The organism is Streptomyces sp. NBC_01497 (assembly GCF_036250695.1).
Classification (GTDB): Bacteria; Actinomycetota; Actinomycetes; order Streptomycetales; family Streptomycetaceae; genus Streptomyces.
In genome coordinates this window covers 7,563,293-7,582,579 of the sequence record NZ_CP109427.1, presented here as the reverse complement: position 1 = coordinate 7,582,579, position 19,287 = coordinate 7,563,293, and the positions used below count along the sequence as shown (strand labels likewise).

The window sequence follows — 19,287 nt, the reverse complement described above, 5'->3', positions numbered from 1 at the left end:
CAGGTCAGTGGGACAAGTACGCGCTCTTGAACCGGGGGATGCCGTCCGGCGGGTAGACGACACCGTGCAGCTTGTCGCTCGTGCCGAGGAACCAGCGGTCGTGGTACAGGTACAGCAGGGGGCGCTGTTCGCCGACACGCTTGACCGCTGCGCCGTACAGGGCGGCGCGCTTCTTGCCGTCGGTGGTCTGCGCCGCCTGCGCGATCAGCCGGTCGACCACCTTGTCGTTCGATCCCGAGAAGTTGTTCGCGCCGCCGGTGGTGATGATGTCGTTGGTGTCACCGTCCGGGTCGACCCGGCCGGACCAGCCTTCGAGGAACGTGTCGAACTGGCCCTTGCGCGCGAGGTCGAGGCCCGAGACCAGGTCGATGGGGCGCACGCTGACCTTGAACCCGACGTCGTTGGCCATCGACTGGACGACCTGCGCCTCGCGCTGGGTGGCCGAACCGGTCGCCACCATCAGCTCGACCGGTATCGGGGTCTTCACACCCGACTTCTTGACGAGGGCGCGGGCCGCGTCCGGGTCGAAGGGCGTGCAATTCACCTTGGTGTGCAGGGCGCTCTGCACCGGTAGCGGCCCGCAGTCGGGCACCATCTGCCCGTTCCACACCGCCTGGTTGAGGGCGCTCCGGTTGATACTCATCTCGAACGCCTTGCGCAGGTCCGGGGACTGGCTGAGGGCGGTCTTCGCACCCTTGCGGACGTTGATGGAGAGCGACTGGTACGCGATGGTGTCGGAGTGGAGGACCGTGTCCCCCTTCTCGTTCTTCAGGTTGACCGCGTCGCTCGGGTCGAGGTGTTCCGCCGCCTGCACGTCACCTGACTCCAGGTTGGCCGTGGCCACACTGGAGTTGGTGATGAACTTGTAGACGATCCCCTTGAGTTTCACCTTGCTGCGGTCGTAGTAGTCCTGCGACTTGACGAAGGAGATCTCGTTGCCGGAGACGCGGCTCTTGAACGAGAAGGGGCCCACGCACACCGGCGCGGTACCGAAGTCGTCCCCGAGCCTCTTGAGCGCGGTGGGCGACATGACGAGGCCGGATCGGTCCGCGAGCTGGGAGAGCAGCGGGGCCGAGGGGTGCTTGAGGACGAGCCGTACGGTGTGCGGGTCCTTCACCTCGACCTTGGAGACGGCGTTCAGCTCGTTGACGCGCGCCGACGCCTTCATCGTCAGGTCGCGGTCGAGTGTCGTCTTCACGGCGGACGCGTCGAGTGGTGTGCCGTCGTTGAACTTGATGCCCTGGCGCAGCGGAATGTCCATGGTCTTCCCGCCGTTGGACATGACGGGCAGGGAGGCCGCCAGCTGCGGGACGACCTTGAGGTGCGAGTCGACGTCGTAGAGCTTCTCGCAGAAGCTCGTGAACACCAGGCGCGCGGCGAAGGTGTTGGCGAGCGTCGGGTCCAGGCTGTCGGGTTCCGTCGGGGTGGAGACGACGAGCGTGTTGGAACCGGCGCCGGCGGTGGTGCCACCGCCGGGCGTGGAGCAGGAGGAGAGCAGCAGGACTGCCGCGGCCGCGGTGGCTCCCGCGGCGAAGGTGCGTGGACGCATGAGTCCTCGATGGGTTGCGCGTGGGCAGGGGATGAGCCGGGGCCCACGGCTGTGGCGCGATCCTGGGCCTGAGCCGGAGCGAGGCGGGACGGGGCGGTAGGGGCCGGGTTGCGGATTCGGGTGCCGGTACATACGGACTGGACGGTATGGGGGGCCCGCGACGGTGCGGTGCTCGCGGGTCGTGCGGTGGGACGCTGACGGGTCCTGCGGTGCGGTCCGTGCGGTGGGGACGGCCGCGGGCCGGGCGGGCCGGGTGGCGCCCCGCCGGTCACGGCTTCGGCGGGCCGCCCCCTTCGCGCGGCGGCCCGTCCGGTGTCAGTGCGCCCGCATCCAGCGTTCGAGCCCCGGGGCGTCGAGCGGCAGTTCGCCGGAGAGCACCTCGGAGCCGTCGGCGGTGACGACGATGTCGTCCTCGATGCGGACGCCGAGACCGCGCAGCTCCGGCGGCACCGTCTCATCGTGGGCGTGGAAGTAGAGGCCCGGTTCGACGGTGATCACCATGCCGGGCGCCATCGCCCGGCCGTGGTAGGCCTCGTAGGGGGAGCGGGCGCAGTCGTGGACATCGAGGCCGAGGTGGTGGCCGATGCCGCAGACCAGGTAGCGGCGGTGGTGCTGGCCCTGGTCGCTGAGCGCCTCGTCGACGGAGACCGGCAGCAGCCCCCAGTCGTGCAGGCCCCGTGCGATCACCTCCATCGACGCGTGGTGGAAGTCGGTGAAGGGGCGGCCGGGTCCGACGGCCGCCAGCCCCGCCCGGTGGGAGCGCTCGACGAGGTCGTGGACCTGGCGCTGGACGGGCGAGAAGGCGCCGGACGCGGGGAAGGTGCGGGTCACGTCGGCCGTGTAGTGGCTGCGGGTCTCCACGCCCATGTCCAGCAGGAGCAGTTCCTCTTCGGCCACCGGTCCGTCGCAGCGCACCCAGTGCAGGGTCGGCGCGTGCTTGCCGCTGCCGACGATGGTGGCGTAGCCCGGACCGTTGCCCACGGTGCGGGCGTAGCGGTCGAAGGTGCCCTGGAGCCAGCGTTCGCCGCCGCCGCGGACAGCGGCGGGTATCTCCGCGGTGACGGCCGCGAACCCCTCGACGGTACGGTCGACGGCCTCGCGCAGCCGCTCGATCTCCCAGTCGTCCTTGATCATCCGCAGGTCGGCCAGGCTCCGGCCCAGCCGGCCGGACGGCATGAGGCCGTGGGCGGCCAGCAGGTCCGGGGCGGGCGCCCCGGCGACGAGCGGGTCACGCAGCCGGCCGAGCGCGGTGTCGAGGTCCGCGGTGTCGTGCACGTCGATGCCGAGCGCGTCGCGCCATTCGGTCAGGCCGGGCACGGGCCCGGCCCACAGCTCGCCCCGCGCCGCGTCCGTGAAGAACTCGCGGCCACCGGGACGGGCCGGGGCCGGCAGGTACAGCGCGGCGTCGTGCCCCGCCCCGGACGGGGTCAGGACGAGGACGGCGCGCTCGACGGCGGCTCCGGTCAGCCAGAGGAAGTCGCTGTCCGGCCGGAAGTCGTAGTACGTGTCGTTGCTGCGGACGGGCGCGGTGCCCGAGCCCACGACGAGGGCCCTGCCGGGGTACAGCGCGCTCAGCAGTCCGCGGTGCGCGGCAGCCGCGTCGACGGCGCCCGGCACGAGGTCGGGCGTGCGGTCGGCGTCGGCCCAGCCGCTGCCCATCAAGCTGATGAAGGAGGGCAGTTCGCCCAGCCGGGGCAGTCGGGGAGGTGCCGTGGAGATGAGTTCGTTCATGCCGGATCCGCCCTTCGGTGCAGTGATCCTGTGGGGGCTGCCGTGGCGGACGATCAGTTCTCCCCCGGACGCGTTCTCGTACATGGAACCGAACTGGCTTTGTTCCATAGAGCGAACACCCAGAACGTAGGCCACCACCCAGGGGGTGTCAATGCTCTTTCCACGCGGAGTTCGCCCGCCGTAACCTCGCACGTCAGCGACCGGTCACCCGCCCCGGCGGCTCCCGGGGCGCGGGTCAGTGCGGTGCCTCGGCCGGGCCCCGGCCGTCCGCACGGTAGTTGATGAGCAGCACCGACCGTACGGGTCCTTCGGGCGCGGTGTACACGTGCGGCGTGACAGCGTCGAAGGAGAGATAGTCCCCGGCGCCGAGTTCCACCCGCACCTCGTCCACTTCGACCCGCAGGAGCCCCGACTGCACGACGGTGTGCTCGGTCCCGGCATGCCCCGGGGACTCCTGCCGCGCACCCGCTCTGACCTGCTGGTCGTAGAGTTCGCAGATCAACCCGGCGCTTTCGACACGGCCGTAGGGGCGCAGGTCGACGCCCTCGCCGACCAGGGGCGCGACGTCGGCCGCGCGGATGACCGTCATGCCGCCGGGCGCGGGCGGCTCCAGCAGGCCGGAGAGGGGTTCACCGAGCGCGCGGGAGAGGCTGAACACCGTCTCGATGGTGGGGTTGCCGGTGCCGGACTCCAGCTGCGAGAGGGTCGCCTTGCTGATACCGGAGAGGCGCGCGACCTCCGAGAGCGACACTTGCCTGCGGGCTCTGGCCGCCTTCAGATTGGCGGCGAGCAGATCCCTGACGGACCCTTCGTGCGGCTCGGAACCCACCGGTCACACCCCCTGAGCGTTCGCTATAACGCACATTCCACGTTCACTGTAATGAACGTTTAACAGCGCCGACAACAAAAAGGGGCACGGACCCGATGGAATCGGGTCCGTGCCCCTCGCGTACCGCGCGAGCGGCGCCCGTGCGGGCGCCACGGCGTCAGTTCAAAACGCCGGTGCCGAGCAGTCCGAAGAGGAGCACACCGATGATGAGCCGGTAGATCACGAACGAGTTCAGCGAATGGCTGGCCACGAACTTCATCAGCCAGGCGATGGAGGCGTAGGCCACCAGGAACGACACGATCGTCCCGACGGCCAGCGGGGCCGCACCCACCCCCGCGCCGAGCGCGTCCTTGAGCTCGTAGATCCCGGCGCCGGTCAGGGCCGGGATACCGAGGAAGAACGACACCTTGGTGGCGGCGACCCGGTCGAGGTCGAGGACGAGGGCGGTGGACATGGTGGCGCCGGAGCGGGAGAAGCCTGGGAAGAGGAGTGCCAGGATCTGTGAACAGCCCACCAGCATCGCGTCCTTGAAGGACGTGTCGTCCTCGCCGCGCTTGTGGCGGCCCATCTGGTCGGCCGCCCACATCACGCCACTGCCGACGATGAGGGAACCCGCCACCACCCACAGGGACGCCAGCGGCCCGTCGATCAGGGGCTTGGCCGCCAGGCCCACCACCACGATCGGGACCGTCGCCGCGATCACCCACCACGCGAACCTGTAGTCGTGGTGGTAGCGCTCCTCCTTGTGCAGCAGGCCGCGGCCCCAGGCGCCGATGATGCGCACCAGGTCCTTGAAGAAGTAGAGGATGCAGGCGACGATCGCGCCGACCTGGATGACCGCGGAGAAACCCACCACCGAAGCGTTCTCGACGGGGATGTTCATCAGCCCCTCGGCGATTTTCAGATGCCCGGTGGAAGAGACCGGAAGGAACTCGGTCAGCCCCTCGACCGCTCCGAGGATGACTGACTGCCCGATGCTGATCGCGCTCATGGAATCCACTTCTGGAGGGTGCGTGCGGAAGTGCCGCCGCACTCTGAACGATGCCGACGGAGAGAAGTCATCATGCCGCAAGTCCCGCCCCGGACCCTCCGCCGGGGCGCCCGCGGCCGGGTGCCGGGAGGAGCCGCAGCGGTGGCGGGCACGGGATCCGGACGATGTGGCCCCGGGTGCCCGGCACCGGCCCGCGGCACGCGGCCCGCGCCCCCCGGCACGAAATCGGCTCGCGTCGTTCAGGGCCCGCGCCCGGTCGCGGGGCTCAGGCCCTCGGGTACCACCGCTCCGGCGGCCCGGTTTCCCGGCGTACGAGCCCCCGGGCGTCCAGCAGGCCCAGGCAGGCCAGGGTGTCCTGGAGGGCGGCGCGCAGCGCGAAGCCGCGCAGTTCCTCGAACGGGCGGTGCCAGGTGACGGCGGCGGCGATGTCCCAGCCGTGCACCGCCCCGATCCTCAGGGCGCCCGCGACCTGCGCGAGGCGCCGTCGATGGTGGGCGCGCAGGGCGGCGAGGCGGGCGTCGAGCCCGGTGAAACGGTGCTCGTGGGCGGGCAGCACCTCGGCCGGGTCGAGGCCGGCGAGGCGGTCCAGGGAGCTCAGATAGCCGCCGAGGGGGTCCTCGCGGCCCGGCGCGGGCTCGTGCAGGCCCACGGCGAACTCGGGAAGGACGTGGTCGCCCGACAGCAGCAGGCGCCGGCGGTCCTCCCACAGGCAGATATGGCCGGGTGAGTGCCCGGGGGTCCACAGGACCCGCAGGTCGAAGCCCGGGACGGCGAGCCGCTCACGGTCCTGGAGGATCCGGTCGGGGTGCGGCAGGTCCTCGGGACGCCGGCGGGTGCGGGCCCGTGAGACGAGCCGGTCGGCCAGGCGCGGGGGCGCGCCGACACGCTCCAGCAGCCCGGCGAGGCGCCCCGCGGGGTCGCACTCGGCGGCGGCCAGCAGCGGCACGTCCAGTTCGTGCAGCGCGATCCAGGCGCCCGACGCCTCGCGGATCCGTCCGGCGAGACCGTAGTGGTCGGTGTGGGCGTGGGTGACGATCACCCCGCGGACGTCCTCGACGCGTGTGCCCGCAGCGGCGAGCCCCCCCGCGCAGGGCGTCCCACGCCTCGTCGGTGTCCCACCCCGCGTCGACCAGATACGGGCCCTCGTCCGTCTCGAAGACATGGACGAGGACGTAGGGCGGGGCGGCGGCCGGCAGCGGCACCGGGACGCTCCACACGCCCGGCGCCACCCGCTCGACCGGCGGCGGTTCCCGCCGGGTACCCGGTATCGCGGCGTCGGCCGCGGTGGTGGTGCGCGGCATCGGTCGGCCCTCCCTCTCGCGATCAGGCACCGTAACGTACTACGGCCGTTTTCCCGGGCCGGCCAGTGCCCGCAGGGCGAAGCCGACCACACGGTCAGCGGCGGCCCGCGCGCCGTCCGGCGACGGCCGGGCGAGCTGTTCGTCGACCGCGTGGCGCAGCAGGGCGCCGATGGACCCGGCGTCCGCCGCGACATCACTCACAGCGGGAAAGTCCCCGGCGGCCCGGCCGCGCTCGATGATCCCGGCGATCACGGACTCGGCCGCCGCGTCGACGCGGGCCCGTTCCGCCGCGTATCCCCTGGCGCGCAGGGCCTCTTCCGAGACCATCACCAGCACGCGCCGGCGACGCCGCGGGTCCGAGGTCAGCCGCAGGGTGCCGCGTACGAACCGGCGCAGCGCGTCGGCCGGCGACGCGGTGGCCGCCGCGGTGGCGCGCATCTCGGCGGTGAAGAGGTCCGCGTCCTTGCGGAACATGGCGATGAGCAGGTCGTCCTTGGACCCGAAGTGGCGGTAGAAGGCCCGCGTGGACAGGCCGGCTCCGGCGAGTATGCGTCCCACGGACACGGACACGGACGCGCCGTCGCCTGCCTCCAGGCAGCGGTAGGCGGCCTCGACGATCCGTTCGCGCTCGTCACCGCGTTCCCCGCCCGGCCCGGGTACCCGCCGCCCCTGCCCCGCCATGAGCCGGCCTCCCCCTGCCAGAGCCGCACTTCCGGTGCGTCAGGGTAGCGGGGGCTGCCCGGCGCCTGGGGCCCGGGTACGCGGGGGCGCCCGGGGCGCGGGCGCAGGGCGCGAGCACGTGGGCCGCGGGTACGTGGGCCGCGGGTACGTGGGCCGCGGGTACGTGGGCGCATGCGGCCCACATGGGTCACGGTGCGGGCCGGGCAGCGTACGGGGAGGGCAGGGCCGAGAGGTCGGCCGAAGGACCCGTCGCGGAGCCCGTCCCCTTACCCGGACCGGTCAGTAACATCGTCGCGGAAGGGCCCCTGATCCCGCCGGGCTCCCCGGCCCCCGCCGGGGACGCCCGACGTGCCGCACGACGACGGAGGTTCCGTGACCGACGACCGCGACCGCGCCCCGACCGCACCGAAGGACGGGCACCCGCCGGCCCCCGGCTGCCCGCCGCACCCCACCGATCCGGCGGATCCGGCGGGGCGACCCGGCGGCGGGCCACATCCGTGGCCCGGTCCTGTACGCACCACCGGGGGCCCGCTCGCGGGCATCCGTGTCGTGGAACTCGCGGGCATCGGCCCCGCGCCGATGGCCGCCATGACCCTCGCGGAGCTCGGCGCCGATGTCGTACGGGTCGACCGGCCGGTGCCCTCGCCGGTCACCGACGGGCTGAACCGCGGCCGGCGCTCCGTCGTCATCGACCTCAAACACCCTCAGGGCGCCGAGGCCGTACTGCGGCTCGCGGAACGCGCCGACGTACTGATCGAGGCGTACCGGCCGGGGGTGGCGGAGCGGCTCGGTGTGGGACCCGAACAGGCACTGCGCCGCAACCCGCGGCTGGTGTACGGGCGGATGACGGGCTGGGGTCAGTCCGGCCCGCGGGCGACGACCGCCGGACACGACATCAACTACGTCTCGCTCACCGGGGCGCTGTCGGCGATCGGCCGCGCGGGCGGGCCCCCGCAGGTGCCGGTGAACCTGCTCGGGGACTTCGGCGGCGGCGCGATGTACCTGCTCGTGGGCATCCTGTCCGCGCTGCACCACGCCGGCGCGAGCGGTCAGGGGCAGGTGGTGGACGCGGCCATCGTGGACGGCCTCACCCACCTGTCCTCGATGGTGTGGGCCCAGCGCCGGTACCACGGGTGGCGCGACGAGCGGGGCACCAACCTGCTGGACACGGGGCGGCCGTTCTACGACGTGTACGAGACGTCCGACGGCGGGTGGTTCGCGGTCGGCGCGCTGGAACCGCGGTTCTACGCACGCCTGGTGGAGTTGCTGGAGCTGCCCGAGTGGGCCGGGAGCCAGTACGACCCGGCGGGCTGGCCCGCGATGCGGGAAGCGTTCGCCGCCGCGTTCGCCTCCCGTACCCGCGACGCGTGGGAGCACGTCTTCGACGGTTCGGACGCGTGCGCCTCCCCCGTCCTCGACTGGGCGGAGGCCGTACGCGACCCGCACCTGGCGGCGCGCGGCACGCACGACCGGGTGGACGGCGGCGACGTCCCCTCCCCCGCGCCCCGGTTCTCCGCCACTCCGACCCGGGTGGCGCCCGCGGCCCGTCCGGTGGGCGGCGACGGCGGGCAGGTGCTGGACGACTGGACGGTGCGCGGCGCGGTGGACCTCGTCGCGGGCGGCGCGGTGCTGGACCACCCGGCGGGCGCCTGCGCCGATCCACTCGCCGGCCCCGGAGCCGCGCCCGACGACCGCCTGGCGGCCGAGGACTGACCGTTCACGGCTCACCGCTCGTGCTCAGGCTCACGGCTCACGGCTCACGGCTCACGGCTCGAAGATCACCGCTTGGAGTCGCGGCCACGCTCAGGGCGCCGGTACCCGGCCACACGCGTGGGTGTCCCGGTTCCGGACGCCGGCGAGGCGCCGGGCCTGTACGGCTCGGCGCCTCGGGCTGTCGTCCCGCCCGTCAGGCGGCTGCCGCAGCCGGCTCCTCGACCAGCGGGAAGTGGCACGCCACCTGGTGCCCCGCGCCGAGCGGCGTGGTGGCGGCGGGCTCCACCTTCGCGCAGATGTCCTGCGCGATCGGGCAGCGGGTGCGGAAGCGGCAGCCGGACGGCGGGTTCGCCGCGGACGGCGTCTCGCCGCCGAGCGGTGTCCTGCTGGTGTCGATCAGCTCCGGGTCCGGCACGTTGACCGTGTCGAGCAGGCCGCGTGTGTAGGGGTGCAGCGGATGCGCGTACACCTCGCCGGCCGGCCCGCACTCGACGAGCTTGCCGAGGTACATCACGCCGACGGTGTCGGCGAGATAGCGGATCACGGCGAGGTCGTGCGAGATGAACAGGTACGTCAGCTCGCGCTCGCGCTGCAACTCCCGCATCAGGTTGAGGATCTGGGCCTGTACGGAGACGTCGAGAGCGGAGACCGGCTCGTCGGCGACGATCAGCTCGGGCGAGAGCGTCAGGGCGCGGGCGAGACCGAGCCGCTGGCGCTGACCGCCGGAGAACTCGTGCGGGTAGCGGTCCACGGCGCCGCGCGGCAGACCGACCGCGTCCAGCAGTTCTGCGACGACGCGGTCCTGCTCGGCACGGTCGCCGACGCCCTGGATGACGAGCGGCTCGCGCAGGATCGTGCCGACGCGCATGCGCGGGTCCATCGCGGCCGTGGAGTCCTGGAACATCAGCTGGATGCTGCGGCGGTGGGCGCGGCGCTGCGCCCGGCTCATCGTCGCCAGGTCCTGGCCCTCGAAGGTGATGGAGCCCGAGGTGGGGTCCTCAAGACCGGCGACCATGCGGCCCATGGTGGTCTTGCCGCAGCCGGACTCGCCCACCATGCCGAAGGTCTCACCCTTACGGACGGTGAGCGTCACCCCGCCGACCGCGCTGACCGTGCCGCGACTGCGCGAGAAGGGACCGCCGCTGAGCGGGAAGTCCTTGCGCAGGTCGGTGATCTCCAGCAGCGGCGCGCCGGAGCGCACGGCCGGCGTGTGCCGCTCCTGGCCCGGCACCACGTCCTCCAACGGGTCCGCCGACTCCAGCGGCACCGGATGGAAGCAGGCGAAGGCATGCTCCTCGCCGGTGAGTACGGGCTCCTCGTTCCGGCAGACGTCACTCGCGAAGGCGCACCGCGCCGCGAACCGGCAGCCGTGCTGCGGGACGGCGAGGTTGGGCGGCAGCCCCGGGATGGTCCGCAGCTCGGTGGCGCCGAGGACGGCCTTCTCGGGAAGCGCCGCGAACAGCGCCTCCGTGTAGCGGTGGCGGGGCGCACGGAACAACGGCCGCACGCCCGCGCTCTCGGCGATCCGGCCCGCGTACATGACGGCGACCCGGTCGACACGGTTGGCGATGACACCGAGGTCGTGGGTGACCAGGATCATCGCCATGCCGAGGCGCGAGCGCAGGTCGTCGGTGAGTTCCAGGATCTGGTGCTGCGTGGTGACGTCGAGCGCGGTGGTCGGCTCGTCGGCTATGAGCAGCTTGGGCTCGCACACCAGGGCCATCGCGATGGCGACGCGCTGGCGCATGCCGCCGGAGAGCTGGTGCGGATAGTTCTTCATCCGCTCCGCGGGCTGCGGCATGCCGACGAAGCCCAGCATGTCCTGGGCGCGCGACCAGGCTTCCTTCTTGGTGATGTCCTGGTGCAGCAGCAGCGGCTCCGCCACCTGAGCGCCGATCGTCATGGTGGGGTTGAGCGAGGTCAGCGGGTCCTGGAAGACGACACCGATGGTGTTGCCGCGCACGTCGCGCAGCCGCCTCTCGCCGCCCGCGACGAGGTCCTCGCCATCGAAGCGGACGCTGCCACGGGTGATGGAGCCGCCGCTCGGCAGCAGGCCGAGGACGCTGAGTGCGGTCATGGTCTTGCCGGAGCCGGACTCGCCGACGACACCCAGGGCCTCGCCGGGCGCCAGGTCGAGGCTGACGCCGTCGAGTGCGTGGACGGTCCGGTCGCGGCTCGCGATCTCGACGTGCAGGTCGTCGACGCTGAGCAGGGGTTCGCTCATGGCTGGGTCCTTAGGGCGGTGGCGCGGACGGCCGGCCGGTGTGCCGCCGCTTCGCGGGCAGCGGGCCGGGGAGCCGGGGATCGGGGGGCCGGGGGCCGGCGTACGGGCGTGGCGCGGGCGGTGCGGGCGCGGTGAGTGGTCAGGGGACCGTGTCCCCGCTGCGTCGTCACTTCTTCTGCAGCCGTACTTCGAAGGCGTCCCGCAGACCGTCGCCGATGAAGTTGAACGCGCCGACGACGAGAACGATCGCGACACCGGCCGGGAAGATCAGCCACCAGTAGCCGTTCTGGGTGTACGTGATGCCGGAGGAGAGCATCGAGCCCCAGTCCGTGGCGGGCGGCGGTATGGACAGGCCGAGGAAGGCGAGGTAGCTGACGTAGAGGATCGCGTCGGCCACCTGGAAGGTCGCGTTGACGATGACCGTGCCGATGGCGTTCGGGACGATGTGGCGGAACACGGCTCGTGCACCGCCGCCGCCCATCATCCGCATGGCCTGGACGTACTCGCGGTCGCGCAGGGACAGTGCCTCGCCGCGCACGAGGCGGGCGGGTGAGAGCCAGGCGACGGCCGCGATGATCAGGATCAGGACGATCTTGCTGGGGGTGATGATCGCGGAGACCACGACGAGCAGGAACATCGCCGGGATGGCGAGCGCCGCGTCGGTGACGCGCATCATGACGGCGTCGACCCAGCCGCCGAAGTAGCCGGAGACCGCGCCCCAGACGGTGCCGAAGACCGTCGCCAGGACGCCGGCCGCGAGACCCACTTCGAGGGAGGACTGGCCCGCCACCATGAGCCGGCCTATCAGGTCGTACCCGAGGTCGGTGGTACCGAGCAGGTGGCCGGACGCGCCGGGTGCCAGATTGGCCTGCGCCAGATCGGTGTGGACCTGGTCGGTGTGGTAGACGAGCGGTCCCACGTAACAGAACAGCAGGAGCAGCACCAGGACGACGACACCGGCGAGCGCGAGCTTGTTCCGGGTGAAGACCTGGACGGTGCGCCGGGCGAGCGAGGGCGTGGCCTGGGCCGCCTCCTCGTGCCCGGGGGCGACGGCAGGTGAGATCACACTCATGACACGCTCCGGATGCGGGGGTCGAGGAGGGCGTAGACGATGTCGGTCACCAGGGACCCGATGACGGTGGCGACACCGACGACGAGCGTCACACCGAGCAGGACGGGGAAGTCGCTGCCCTGGGCCGCGTTCCAGAACAGCAGGCCCATTCCGGGGAAGTTGAACATGGACTCGACGACGAGCGCGCCGCTGAACAGCGTCGGCAGGTACAGGCCGAGCAGGGTGACCAGCGGGATCAGCGCGTTGCGCAGGACGTGCTTGGCGAGGATGCGGCGGCTGGACTGGCCCTTGGCCATCGCGGTGCGCACGTACTCCTCGGTGAGGTTGTCGAGGGTCGCCGAGCGCATGTACCGGCTGAACATCGCGATGATGCCGAACGCCATGGTGACGATGGGCAGCACCATGCCGGAGAAGCCACTGAATATGGAGCCGATCGTCGTGCCCTGCGGGGCCTCGGCGGGGAAGATCGGAATCGCCTGGCTGAAGACGATGATGAAGATCAGACCGAGGAAGAACACCGGGGTGGCGTACGCGAGGAACGCGAGCGCGGTCATCAGGTAGTCCACCGGCTTGCCGCGGCGCACGGCCTGGAGCAGGCCGAGCGGCACGGCGATGACCACCGCGAGGACGGTCGAGAGGACCGTGAGGATCAGCGTCTTGGGCAGCCGCTGTCCGAGCAGGGAGCTGACGGACTCGTTGAGCTTGTAGGACTGCCCGAGGTCACCGTGGAAGAGGCGGACGAGGTAGTCCCCGTACTGGACGGGGAGCGGGTCGTTGTACCCCTGGACCTCGTTGAAGTGGGCGATCTGCTGCGGTGTGCCCTTGGGGCCGAGGATGGCCCGCGCCGGGCCGCCCGGCAGGGAGTGCAGCAGCAGGAACACGATGATCGTGACGAGGAAGAGGACAACCAGTGCCTGGAGCAGGCGCTTGACGAGAAAGCCGGTCACTTGCTGGCCCCCTTCTTGACGTAGTACCAGCTCTGCGGGGAGAAGGTGGCGGTCGGGTTCTGCTGGACGCCGCGCAGGTCGTTCCGGATGACGGACACCTGGTAGGCGGGGTTCGGCATCCACATCACCGGGAGCTGCTGTTCCAGGTACTCGCCGTAGGCGTGCATGGCGTCCTGGTCGGAGGAGTACAGGACCGCGTGGATCAGCTTGTCCGCCTGCGGGGAGGAGTAGTTGCCGAAGTTGGCGGAGGCGCCGGTGGAGAACAGTTCCTCACCGCTCGGGTTGAGCGGGAAGTACCAGCTGCCCGCCGTGCCGAAGAACGACATGTCCCAGTCGCAGCCCGGGTCGGTGGCCTTGCAGGCGACCGAGTTGCCGAGGACCGAGTTCAGCGGCTGCTGCCGCACCTTCAGGTCGATCCCGGCCTGGCTCAGCGAGGACTTGAGCACCTGCATCATGTTCGTCGTCTCGGTCGAGCCCGACTGGGAGAGCAGGGTGAGGTCCAGGGGCGCGTTCTTCTTGATGCCGGCGCCGCACTCGTCCGCGCCGGTGCCGGGCCGGGTGCAGAGCGCGTGGCCGCCGCGGTCCGTCCAGCCGTGCGAGGTGAGGAGGTCGCGCGCGGCGGCCACGTCGTACGGGTAGGGGTTCCGCGTCATCTGCGGCGAGAGGTACTGCGTCTTCGGGGAGACGGGCACCGGGCCGAGGCTGGGCTTCGCGCTGCCCTGCCAGACGACCTTGCTCATGCCGTTCTGGTCGACCAGGTGCTGCATGGCCTGGCGGATGTAGAGCTGGCTCATCTCCGGCCCCGCGTGGGTGGAGTTGAAGTTGTAGACGATGTAGCTGACGGCCCAGCCGGTCCACGGGGAGATGCGGTAGCCCCGGCTCTCGAACTGCGACTTCTGGGCGAGGACGGACGGCGGTATGTAGCCGTAGTCCACACCGCCGGAGCGCATCACGTTGTACTCGGAGTCCGCGGTGGTGAAGGGCTTGAAGACGACCTTGTCCAGATGCGGGACCTGGGTGCCGGTGTACTTCGGGTTGGGCACGATGGTGACCTGGCCGGTGTCCTGCCACTGGGATATCTTCCAGGGCCCGTCCACGGTCTGCCAGAGCGGGTCGGTGCCGTACGAGCCGAGGTTCTTCGAGTGGTTCGTCAGACGGGTGAACACCGCCTTGGCGCCCGCGGTGGTGCGGTCGAAGTCGCCGATCTTCCCGCCGTCGGTCTTCGCGTCCCATGCCTGCTGGGGCAGCGCCCTCATCAGGGTGAGCTGGTTGGCGGTGAACCAGTCAGGGTTGTACGAGCGGTCGAGGTGCAGCCGGACGGTGTGGTCGTCGACCACCTCGAACTTCTTCACGTCGTCCGGCATGGTGCCGACCGAGTAGCTAGCCCAGTCGGCCTTGTTCGCCTTGACCATGTTGAACCAGAACTCGATGTCCCTGGCCGTCACCGGTGTGCCGTCGGACCACTTGATGTCGGTGCGCAGCGGCACCGTCACCGTCTTGTCCCCGTCGCTGTAGACGGGCTTCTCGCCCAGTGTGCTCGGCCCGGTGGGCACCAGGTCGCTGCCCTGCTGGACGGCGTCGTACACCGGCATGAAGAACAGCTCCTGCAAGGAGGAGTTGTAGGTCGCACTGAATCCGGGAGGCCCGATGGGGAAGATCCAGTTCGGTGCGGCGGCGGGCGGCAGCGCCATGGTGACGGTGCCGCCCTTGACGGGCGTACCCCCGGTGGGGGCCATGTCGATCTTGCCACTCTGCTGCGTGCAGCCGGAGAGCACTACGGCGAGCGCGGCGGCAAGCGCTGCGGCGATGACGCGAAACCGCGCGGGTGAACGCCCTGAGCGCATGTAGGGGGCCTCCATCGGAACCAGTGAAAAGGCCGACAGATGTTCGACCAAGGATGGATGAAAGTTAGGTCCGTAACGAAAAGTAAGTCAAGGCCCTTCCGTACAGCTCACAGGCACTACTTGCTGACAGTTGAGGCTATATGACCCGTTTCGTTCCACCCCAATGCCGAAAAATCTTTCCCACATGGTGGCGGAAGTCCGATCGAAGTCGGTAACTTGCATCGAGACCACAGCAACTTGATTCATATATCGAACCAAGACAGGGGACACCATGACGGACAGTGCCTCGACGAAGGACATCATCCGCATGGTGTCCTCCGGGGTGGCCTCCTCACGGGCCGACCTGGTGCGCGAACTTGGCCTTGCCGCGTCGACTGTCTCCCTGCGCGTCCAGGAGCTGGTGACGTCCGGGCTGCTCACCGAGTCCGGTGAGGGCGCCTCCCGCGGCGGCCGCCGTCCCCGGCTGCTGCGGGTACGCCAGCGCGACGACGTGTGCGTGGCCGCGGACCTCGGCTCCCACCACGCCCGGATCGGTGCGGTCGCGCTCGACGGCATGGTGATGGACGTGGACGACCACCGGCACGACCTCGCGGCAGGCCCGGAACCGGCGGTCGAGTGGCTGGTGGAGCATCTGGGCACCGCCGCCGCGCGGCAGCGTGAGGCCGGCCGTACCGTCGCCGGGGCCGGGGTGGCCTTCCCCGGTCCCGTGGACGCGCAGGGCCGCGTCCAGACCCCCTCGCGGATGCCGGGCTGGCACCGCTACCCGCTCGCCGACGTCCTCTCGAAGCGGCTCGGCATGCCGGTCACCGTCGACAACGACGCCACGCTGATGGCCGTCGGCGAGCACCTGAGCGCACGGCAGGACCTGCGGCATCTGGTGGTCGTCAAGGTGGGCCGCGGCATCGGCTGCGGTGTCATCTCCGCCGGGCGCCCCTACCGGGGCGCGAACGGCGCGGCGGGCGACATCAGCCATGTCCGGGTCGACGCCGCCGAGGACCGTCCCTGCTCGTGCGGCAACATCGGCTGCCTGGAGACGGTCGCGAGCGGCGCCGCGCTCCAGCGCGAACTGGCGCTCCACGGCCCGACCGTGGACGGCACCAACGACCTCCTGCGCCTGGTCGCCGACGGGGACCCGTACGCGACGACACTGGTACGGGCGGCGGGGCGGCACATCGGTACCGTGCTGAGCGTCGTCGTGAACTTCTTCAACCCCGAGGCCGTGGTGCTCGGCGGCGCGCTCGCCGTCGCGGAACCACTGGTCGCCTCGGTGCGGGGCGTGCTCTACGAGCGCTGCCTGCCGATGGCCACGGCCGGTCTGGAGATCACCACCACCGTCACCGGCCGGGACGCGGGGCTGCTCGGTGCCGGACTGACCGTCCTGCACCAGGCGCTGCCGCACGCACCGGCGGACTGAGAGGGTCGGGCGGGACGGACAGCCCCGGGCCGCGCCCGCGCGACGAAGGGCGCACCGGGGGCCCGCGCTCCGGTGGGACGTGCCCCACCCGGGCCGCCGACAGCCGCGAGCACCGCACCACCCGCTCGCCGAACCCGTCACACCACATCGCCGCATCGCCGAACAACGCCACGCCACCCGCCGAGTACCGGCACGACCGCGCCACCGAGTCCGTCACACCACCACGTCCACACCGGAACCGGAGAGCACCACCATGACGACCGCCACCCCTGCCCGCCGACTGCGCATAGCGATCGGCGGAATCGGCATCGAGTCCTCGACCTTCTGCCCGCACCGCTCCACTGCCGACGACTTCCGGCAGACCCGCGGGCAGGCCCTCCTCGACCGCTACACGTGGACACGGCCGGACTGCGACCTGGCGGACCTCGTGGAGTGGGTCCCGCTGCTGCACGCGACCGCGCTGCCCGGCGGTCCGGTCGAGGCCGACTCGTACCTGCTGCTCAAGGACGAACTCGTGGAGCGCATCCGCTCCGCGGGACCGCTCGACGGCATGGTCTACGACCTGCACGGCGCGATGAGCGTCATGGGCCTGGACGACGCGGAGGGCGACCTCACCGAGGCCGTGCGCGCCGCGCTGGACTTCGTCGGCACCCCCGACGACCCGGAGCACGGACGTCCGCTGGCCTCCGCCGCGATGGACCTGCACGGCAACGTCTCGCGCCGGTTCGCCGAACCGCTCGACCTGCTGACCGCGCACCGCATGGCGCCCCACGAGGACGCCTGGCACACCCGCGAGCGCGCCGCCCGCAAGCTCGTCGAGCGGCTCCGACTGCCCGCGGACCAGCGTCGTCCGCACCGCGCCTGGGTCCAGGTGCCGGTCCTGCTGCCCGGTGAGAAGACCAGCACCCGGCTGGAGCCCGCGAAGGGCCTGTACGGGCGGCTGCCCGGCATCGAGGCCAAGCCGGGCATCGTGGACGCGGCGATCTGGGTCGGCTACGCCTGGGCCGACCAGGCGCGCTGCCGCGCCGCCGTCGTGGTGAGCGGGGACGACGCGGAACTGGCGGCGGCCGAGGCCGAGTCGCTGGCCCGGCAGTACTGGGACGCGCGGCGCGACTTCGTGTTCGTGGGCCCCACCGGCACCGCCGAGGACTCCATCGACCGGGCCGTGGCGTCCGACAAGCGCCCGTTCCTCCTCTCCGACTCGGGCGACAACCCCACGGCGGGCGGCGCCGGCGACCTCGCGTACATGCTCGGGAAGCTGCTGGAGCGTGAGGAGATCGCCTCCGGGAAGGTGACGGCCGTCCATCCGGGGATCATGGACCCGGCCGCCGTGGCCGCCTGCTTCGAAGCCGGGACGGGCGCCGAGGTCACTCTCGGGATCGGCAACAAGGTCGACACCACGCAGGGCGGCCCGTACCTGCTGACCGGCACCGTGACCGCGCTCCAGCGCGCCGCGGACAAGCCCGACGGCGCCGAGGGGGGCGCCTACGACCGCGGCTGCGACATGGCGGCCATCACCTCCGGCGGTCTCACGGTCGTGGTCACCGAACGCCGCAAGCCCTTCCACACGCTGGCCGACTTCATGGGACCCGCCGAGGGCGGGCTCGGCATCGACCCGCGCACCTTCGACCTGGTGGTCGTGAAGATCGGCTACCTGGAGCCGGAGCTGTACGACATGGCCGCGGACTGGCTGCTCGCGCTGACGCCCGGCGGGGTCGACCAGGATCTGCTGCGGCTCGGGCACCACAAGGTGGCACGTCCGCTGTACCCGTTCGACGAGAACGCGTACGAGGACGGCACGGGCCCCGACCTCACACCGGTCCTGCTCTGACCTCCGGCCGGCCCGGCACCTGTCCGGCCGGCCTCACCTCCGGCCGGGCCTTGAACGTCCGGCCGGTCCACCTCCGTCCGGTCTCCTCCGTCCGCCCTGACTCTCCTCCGTCCTCCCTGACCGATCGGCGGGCTCGCCACGGCGGGACGCGTGGCTGCGGCGCGGCGGTGAGCGGGACGCGCCCCGGCGCGGCCGTTCACCGCCGTGCGCCCTCTCACCGCCGGGCGCCCTCTCACCGCCGTTCGACCTCTCACCGTCCGTACCCGGGCACCTCATCGCATCCGGGTGATACGTGGCTGATACACGGCGGCAGGCATCATGGCTCCCAGCGCGTCCCGCACCGCCGAGATACGCGCGGCGCCGGCGCCCCGGTGCCGCCCGGCGCCCCCGGACACGGGCCGACCCCGCACCGCACAGATGAGGACACATGGCCGCTTCAGCCGACGGTGGTGGCTCACCCGCCCCCGTCTCCATCCTGCTCGTCGAGGACGACGAGGTGATCCGCAGGACCGTGGCGATGGCGCTGGAGCGCTACGGCTACCGCGTCACCGTGGCGGGGGACGGCCTCACCGGCCTCGAACTGTTCCGCGAGCACGGGCACGACCTGCTGCTCCTGGACATCATGCTGCCCCACCTCGACGGCATCGGACTGTGCCGGCGGATACGCGAGTTCAGCCTGGCGCCCGTCCTGATGATGTCGGCGCGCGGCGACGCCCTCGACGTGGTGTCGGGGCTGGAGGCGGGGGCCGACGACTACGTGGTCAAACCCGTCGACACGTCGGTGCTCGTGGCCAGGATCCGGTCGCTGCTGCGGCGTGCCGTCTTCTCGCCGGGGCCCGGCGGGAGCCCGCAGCCGGACTCCGCCGTCACGCCCGCTCCGCTCGTCTTCGGCGACCTCACGCTCGACACGGCGGGCCTCGACGTGTCCAGGGCCGGGGAGCCCGTCGCGCTGGCACCCACCGAGCTGCGCCTGCTCCTGGAGTTCGCGGCGCACCCGGGCATCGTGCTGGACCGCCGGACGCTGCTGCGCGAGGTGTGGGACTACGGCTGGGACGGTGACAGCAGGGTCGTCGACCTGTGCGTCCAGCGGCTGCGCAGGAAGATCGGCCCGGACCGGATCGAGACGGTCCGCGGCTTCGGCTACAAGCTGCGGCGCTGAC

General features: G+C 71.6%; 14 protein-coding genes. 4 read left to right on the top strand and 10 right to left on the bottom strand.

The window, feature by feature from the left end:
- Positions 1–4: 4 nt before the first annotated feature.
- The 6 genes from OG310_RS32125 to OG310_RS32100 all read right to left on the bottom strand — a co-directional run bounded on the left by OG310_RS32125 (position 5) and on the right by OG310_RS32100 (position 7,082).
- On the bottom strand, positions 5–1,549 hold the full coding sequence (locus OG310_RS32125) for an ABC transporter substrate-binding protein (protein ID WP_329459348.1): 1,545 nt from the start codon (positions 1,547–1,549) through the stop codon (positions 5–7).
- A 315-nt stretch (positions 1,550–1,864) separates the two neighbouring features.
- Positions 1,865–3,388 carry an aminopeptidase P family protein gene (locus OG310_RS32120; protein ID WP_329459347.1) on the bottom strand — a complete coding sequence of 508 codons (1,524 nt, stop codon included), beginning with the start codon at positions 3,386–3,388 and terminating at the stop codon, positions 1,865–1,867.
- A gap of 127 nt (positions 3,389–3,515) precedes the next feature.
- Positions 3,516–4,109 carry a helix-turn-helix domain-containing protein gene (locus OG310_RS32115; RefSeq protein WP_329459346.1) on the bottom strand — a complete coding sequence of 198 codons (594 nt, stop codon included), beginning with the start codon at positions 4,107–4,109 and terminating at the stop codon, positions 3,516–3,518.
- 157 nt (positions 4,110–4,266) lie between these two features.
- On the bottom strand, positions 4,267–5,100 hold the full coding sequence (locus OG310_RS32110; RefSeq protein ID WP_329459345.1) for an undecaprenyl-diphosphate phosphatase: 834 nt from the start codon (positions 5,098–5,100) through the stop codon (positions 4,267–4,269).
- 265 nt (positions 5,101–5,365) lie between these two features.
- Complete coding sequence (locus tag OG310_RS32105; protein WP_329459344.1) at positions 5,366–6,262, bottom strand: MBL fold metallo-hydrolase; 897 nt, start codon at positions 6,260–6,262, stop codon at positions 5,366–5,368.
- Positions 6,263–6,440: 178 nt separating this feature from the next.
- Entirely contained in the window at positions 6,441–7,082 is a 642-nt protein-coding gene (locus tag OG310_RS32100) for a TetR/AcrR family transcriptional regulator (RefSeq protein ID WP_329459343.1), read from the bottom strand.
- A gap of 540 nt (positions 7,083–7,622) precedes the next feature.
- Between OG310_RS32100 and OG310_RS32095 the strand changes: the two genes are divergently transcribed.
- Complete coding sequence (locus OG310_RS32095) at positions 7,623–8,795, top strand: CaiB/BaiF CoA transferase family protein (RefSeq protein WP_329460487.1); 1,173 nt, start codon at positions 7,623–7,625, stop codon at positions 8,793–8,795.
- Positions 8,796–8,988: 193 nt separating this feature from the next.
- On the opposite strand, the gene OG310_RS32090 is transcribed toward OG310_RS32095, so the two are convergent.
- The 4 genes from OG310_RS32090 to OG310_RS32075 all read right to left on the bottom strand — a co-directional run bounded on the left by OG310_RS32090 (position 8,989) and on the right by OG310_RS32075 (position 14,882).
- The gene (locus tag OG310_RS32090) at positions 8,989–11,019 is read right to left on the bottom strand and encodes an ABC transporter ATP-binding protein (RefSeq protein WP_329459342.1); all 2,031 of its coding nucleotides are present in this window, start codon (positions 11,017–11,019) and stop codon (positions 8,989–8,991) included.
- A gap of 166 nt (positions 11,020–11,185) precedes the next feature.
- Positions 11,186–12,091, bottom strand: coding sequence for an ABC transporter permease (locus OG310_RS32085; RefSeq protein ID WP_329459341.1), 906 nt, complete (start codon positions 12,089–12,091; stop codon positions 11,186–11,188).
- Positions 12,088–13,038, bottom strand: coding sequence for an ABC transporter permease (locus tag OG310_RS32080; RefSeq protein WP_329459340.1), 951 nt, complete (start codon positions 13,036–13,038; stop codon positions 12,088–12,090). The genes OG310_RS32085 and OG310_RS32080 overlap by 4 nt, the downstream gene beginning before the upstream one ends.
- The gene (locus OG310_RS32075; protein WP_329459339.1) at positions 13,035–14,882 is read right to left on the bottom strand and encodes a peptide ABC transporter substrate-binding protein; all 1,848 of its coding nucleotides are present in this window, start codon (positions 14,880–14,882) and stop codon (positions 13,035–13,037) included. The genes OG310_RS32080 and OG310_RS32075 overlap by 4 nt, the downstream gene beginning before the upstream one ends.
- Positions 14,883–15,153: 271 nt before the next feature.
- On the opposite strand from OG310_RS32075, the gene OG310_RS32070 reads away from it, so the two are divergent.
- From OG310_RS32070 to cseB, 3 genes are all read left to right on the top strand, one after another.
- Positions 15,154–16,296: an ROK family transcriptional regulator gene (locus OG310_RS32070; RefSeq protein WP_329459338.1), complete on the top strand. Its 1,143-nt coding sequence runs from the start codon at positions 15,154–15,156 to the stop codon at positions 16,294–16,296.
- A 253-nt stretch (positions 16,297–16,549) separates the two neighbouring features.
- Positions 16,550–18,127 carry a M81 family metallopeptidase gene (locus OG310_RS32065; protein ID WP_329459337.1) on the top strand — a complete coding sequence of 526 codons (1,578 nt, stop codon included), beginning with the start codon at positions 16,550–16,552 and terminating at the stop codon, positions 18,125–18,127.
- 427 nt (positions 18,128–18,554) lie between these two features.
- Complete coding sequence (gene cseB / locus OG310_RS32060) at positions 18,555–19,286, top strand: two-component system response regulator CseB (RefSeq protein ID WP_329459336.1); 732 nt, start codon at positions 18,555–18,557, stop codon at positions 19,284–19,286.
- Position 19,287: the final 1 nt, after the last annotated feature.

Excerpts from the sequence above, each read along its gene's own strand:
- OG310_RS32125 (WP_329459348.1), bottom strand. The coding sequence starts at position 1,549 with ATGCGTCCACGCACCTTCGCCGCGGGAGCCACCGCGGCCGCGGCAGTC.
- OG310_RS32120 (WP_329459347.1), bottom strand. The coding sequence starts at position 3,388 with ATGGAACAAAGCCAGTTCGGTTCCATGTACGAGAACGCGTCCGGGGGA.
- OG310_RS32110 (WP_329459345.1), bottom strand. The coding sequence starts at position 5,100 with ATGAGCGCGATCAGCATCGGGCAGTCAGTCATCCTCGGAGCGGTCGAG.
- OG310_RS32105 (WP_329459344.1), bottom strand. The coding sequence starts at position 6,262 with ATGTCTTCGAGACGGACGAGGGCCCGTATCTGGTCGACGCGGGGTGGG.
- OG310_RS32100 (WP_329459343.1), bottom strand. The coding sequence starts at position 7,082 with ATGGCGGGGCAGGGGCGGCGGGTACCCGGGCCGGGCGGGGAACGCGGT.
- OG310_RS32090 (WP_329459342.1), bottom strand. The coding sequence starts at position 11,019 with ATGAGCGAACCCCTGCTCAGCGTCGACGACCTGCACGTCGAGATCGCG.
- OG310_RS32085 (WP_329459341.1), bottom strand. The coding sequence starts at position 12,091 with ATGAGTGTGATCTCACCTGCCGTCGCCCCCGGGCACGAGGAGGCGGCC.
- OG310_RS32075 (WP_329459339.1), bottom strand. The coding sequence starts at position 14,882 with ATGCGCTCAGGGCGTTCACCCGCGCGGTTTCGCGTCATCGCCGCAGCG.
- OG310_RS32070 (WP_329459338.1), top strand. The coding sequence starts at position 15,154 with ATGACGGACAGTGCCTCGACGAAGGACATCATCCGCATGGTGTCCTCC.
- OG310_RS32065 (WP_329459337.1), top strand. The coding sequence starts at position 16,550 with ATGACGACCGCCACCCCTGCCCGCCGACTGCGCATAGCGATCGGCGGA.
- cseB (WP_329459336.1), top strand. The coding sequence starts at position 18,555 with ATGGCCGCTTCAGCCGACGGTGGTGGCTCACCCGCCCCCGTCTCCATC.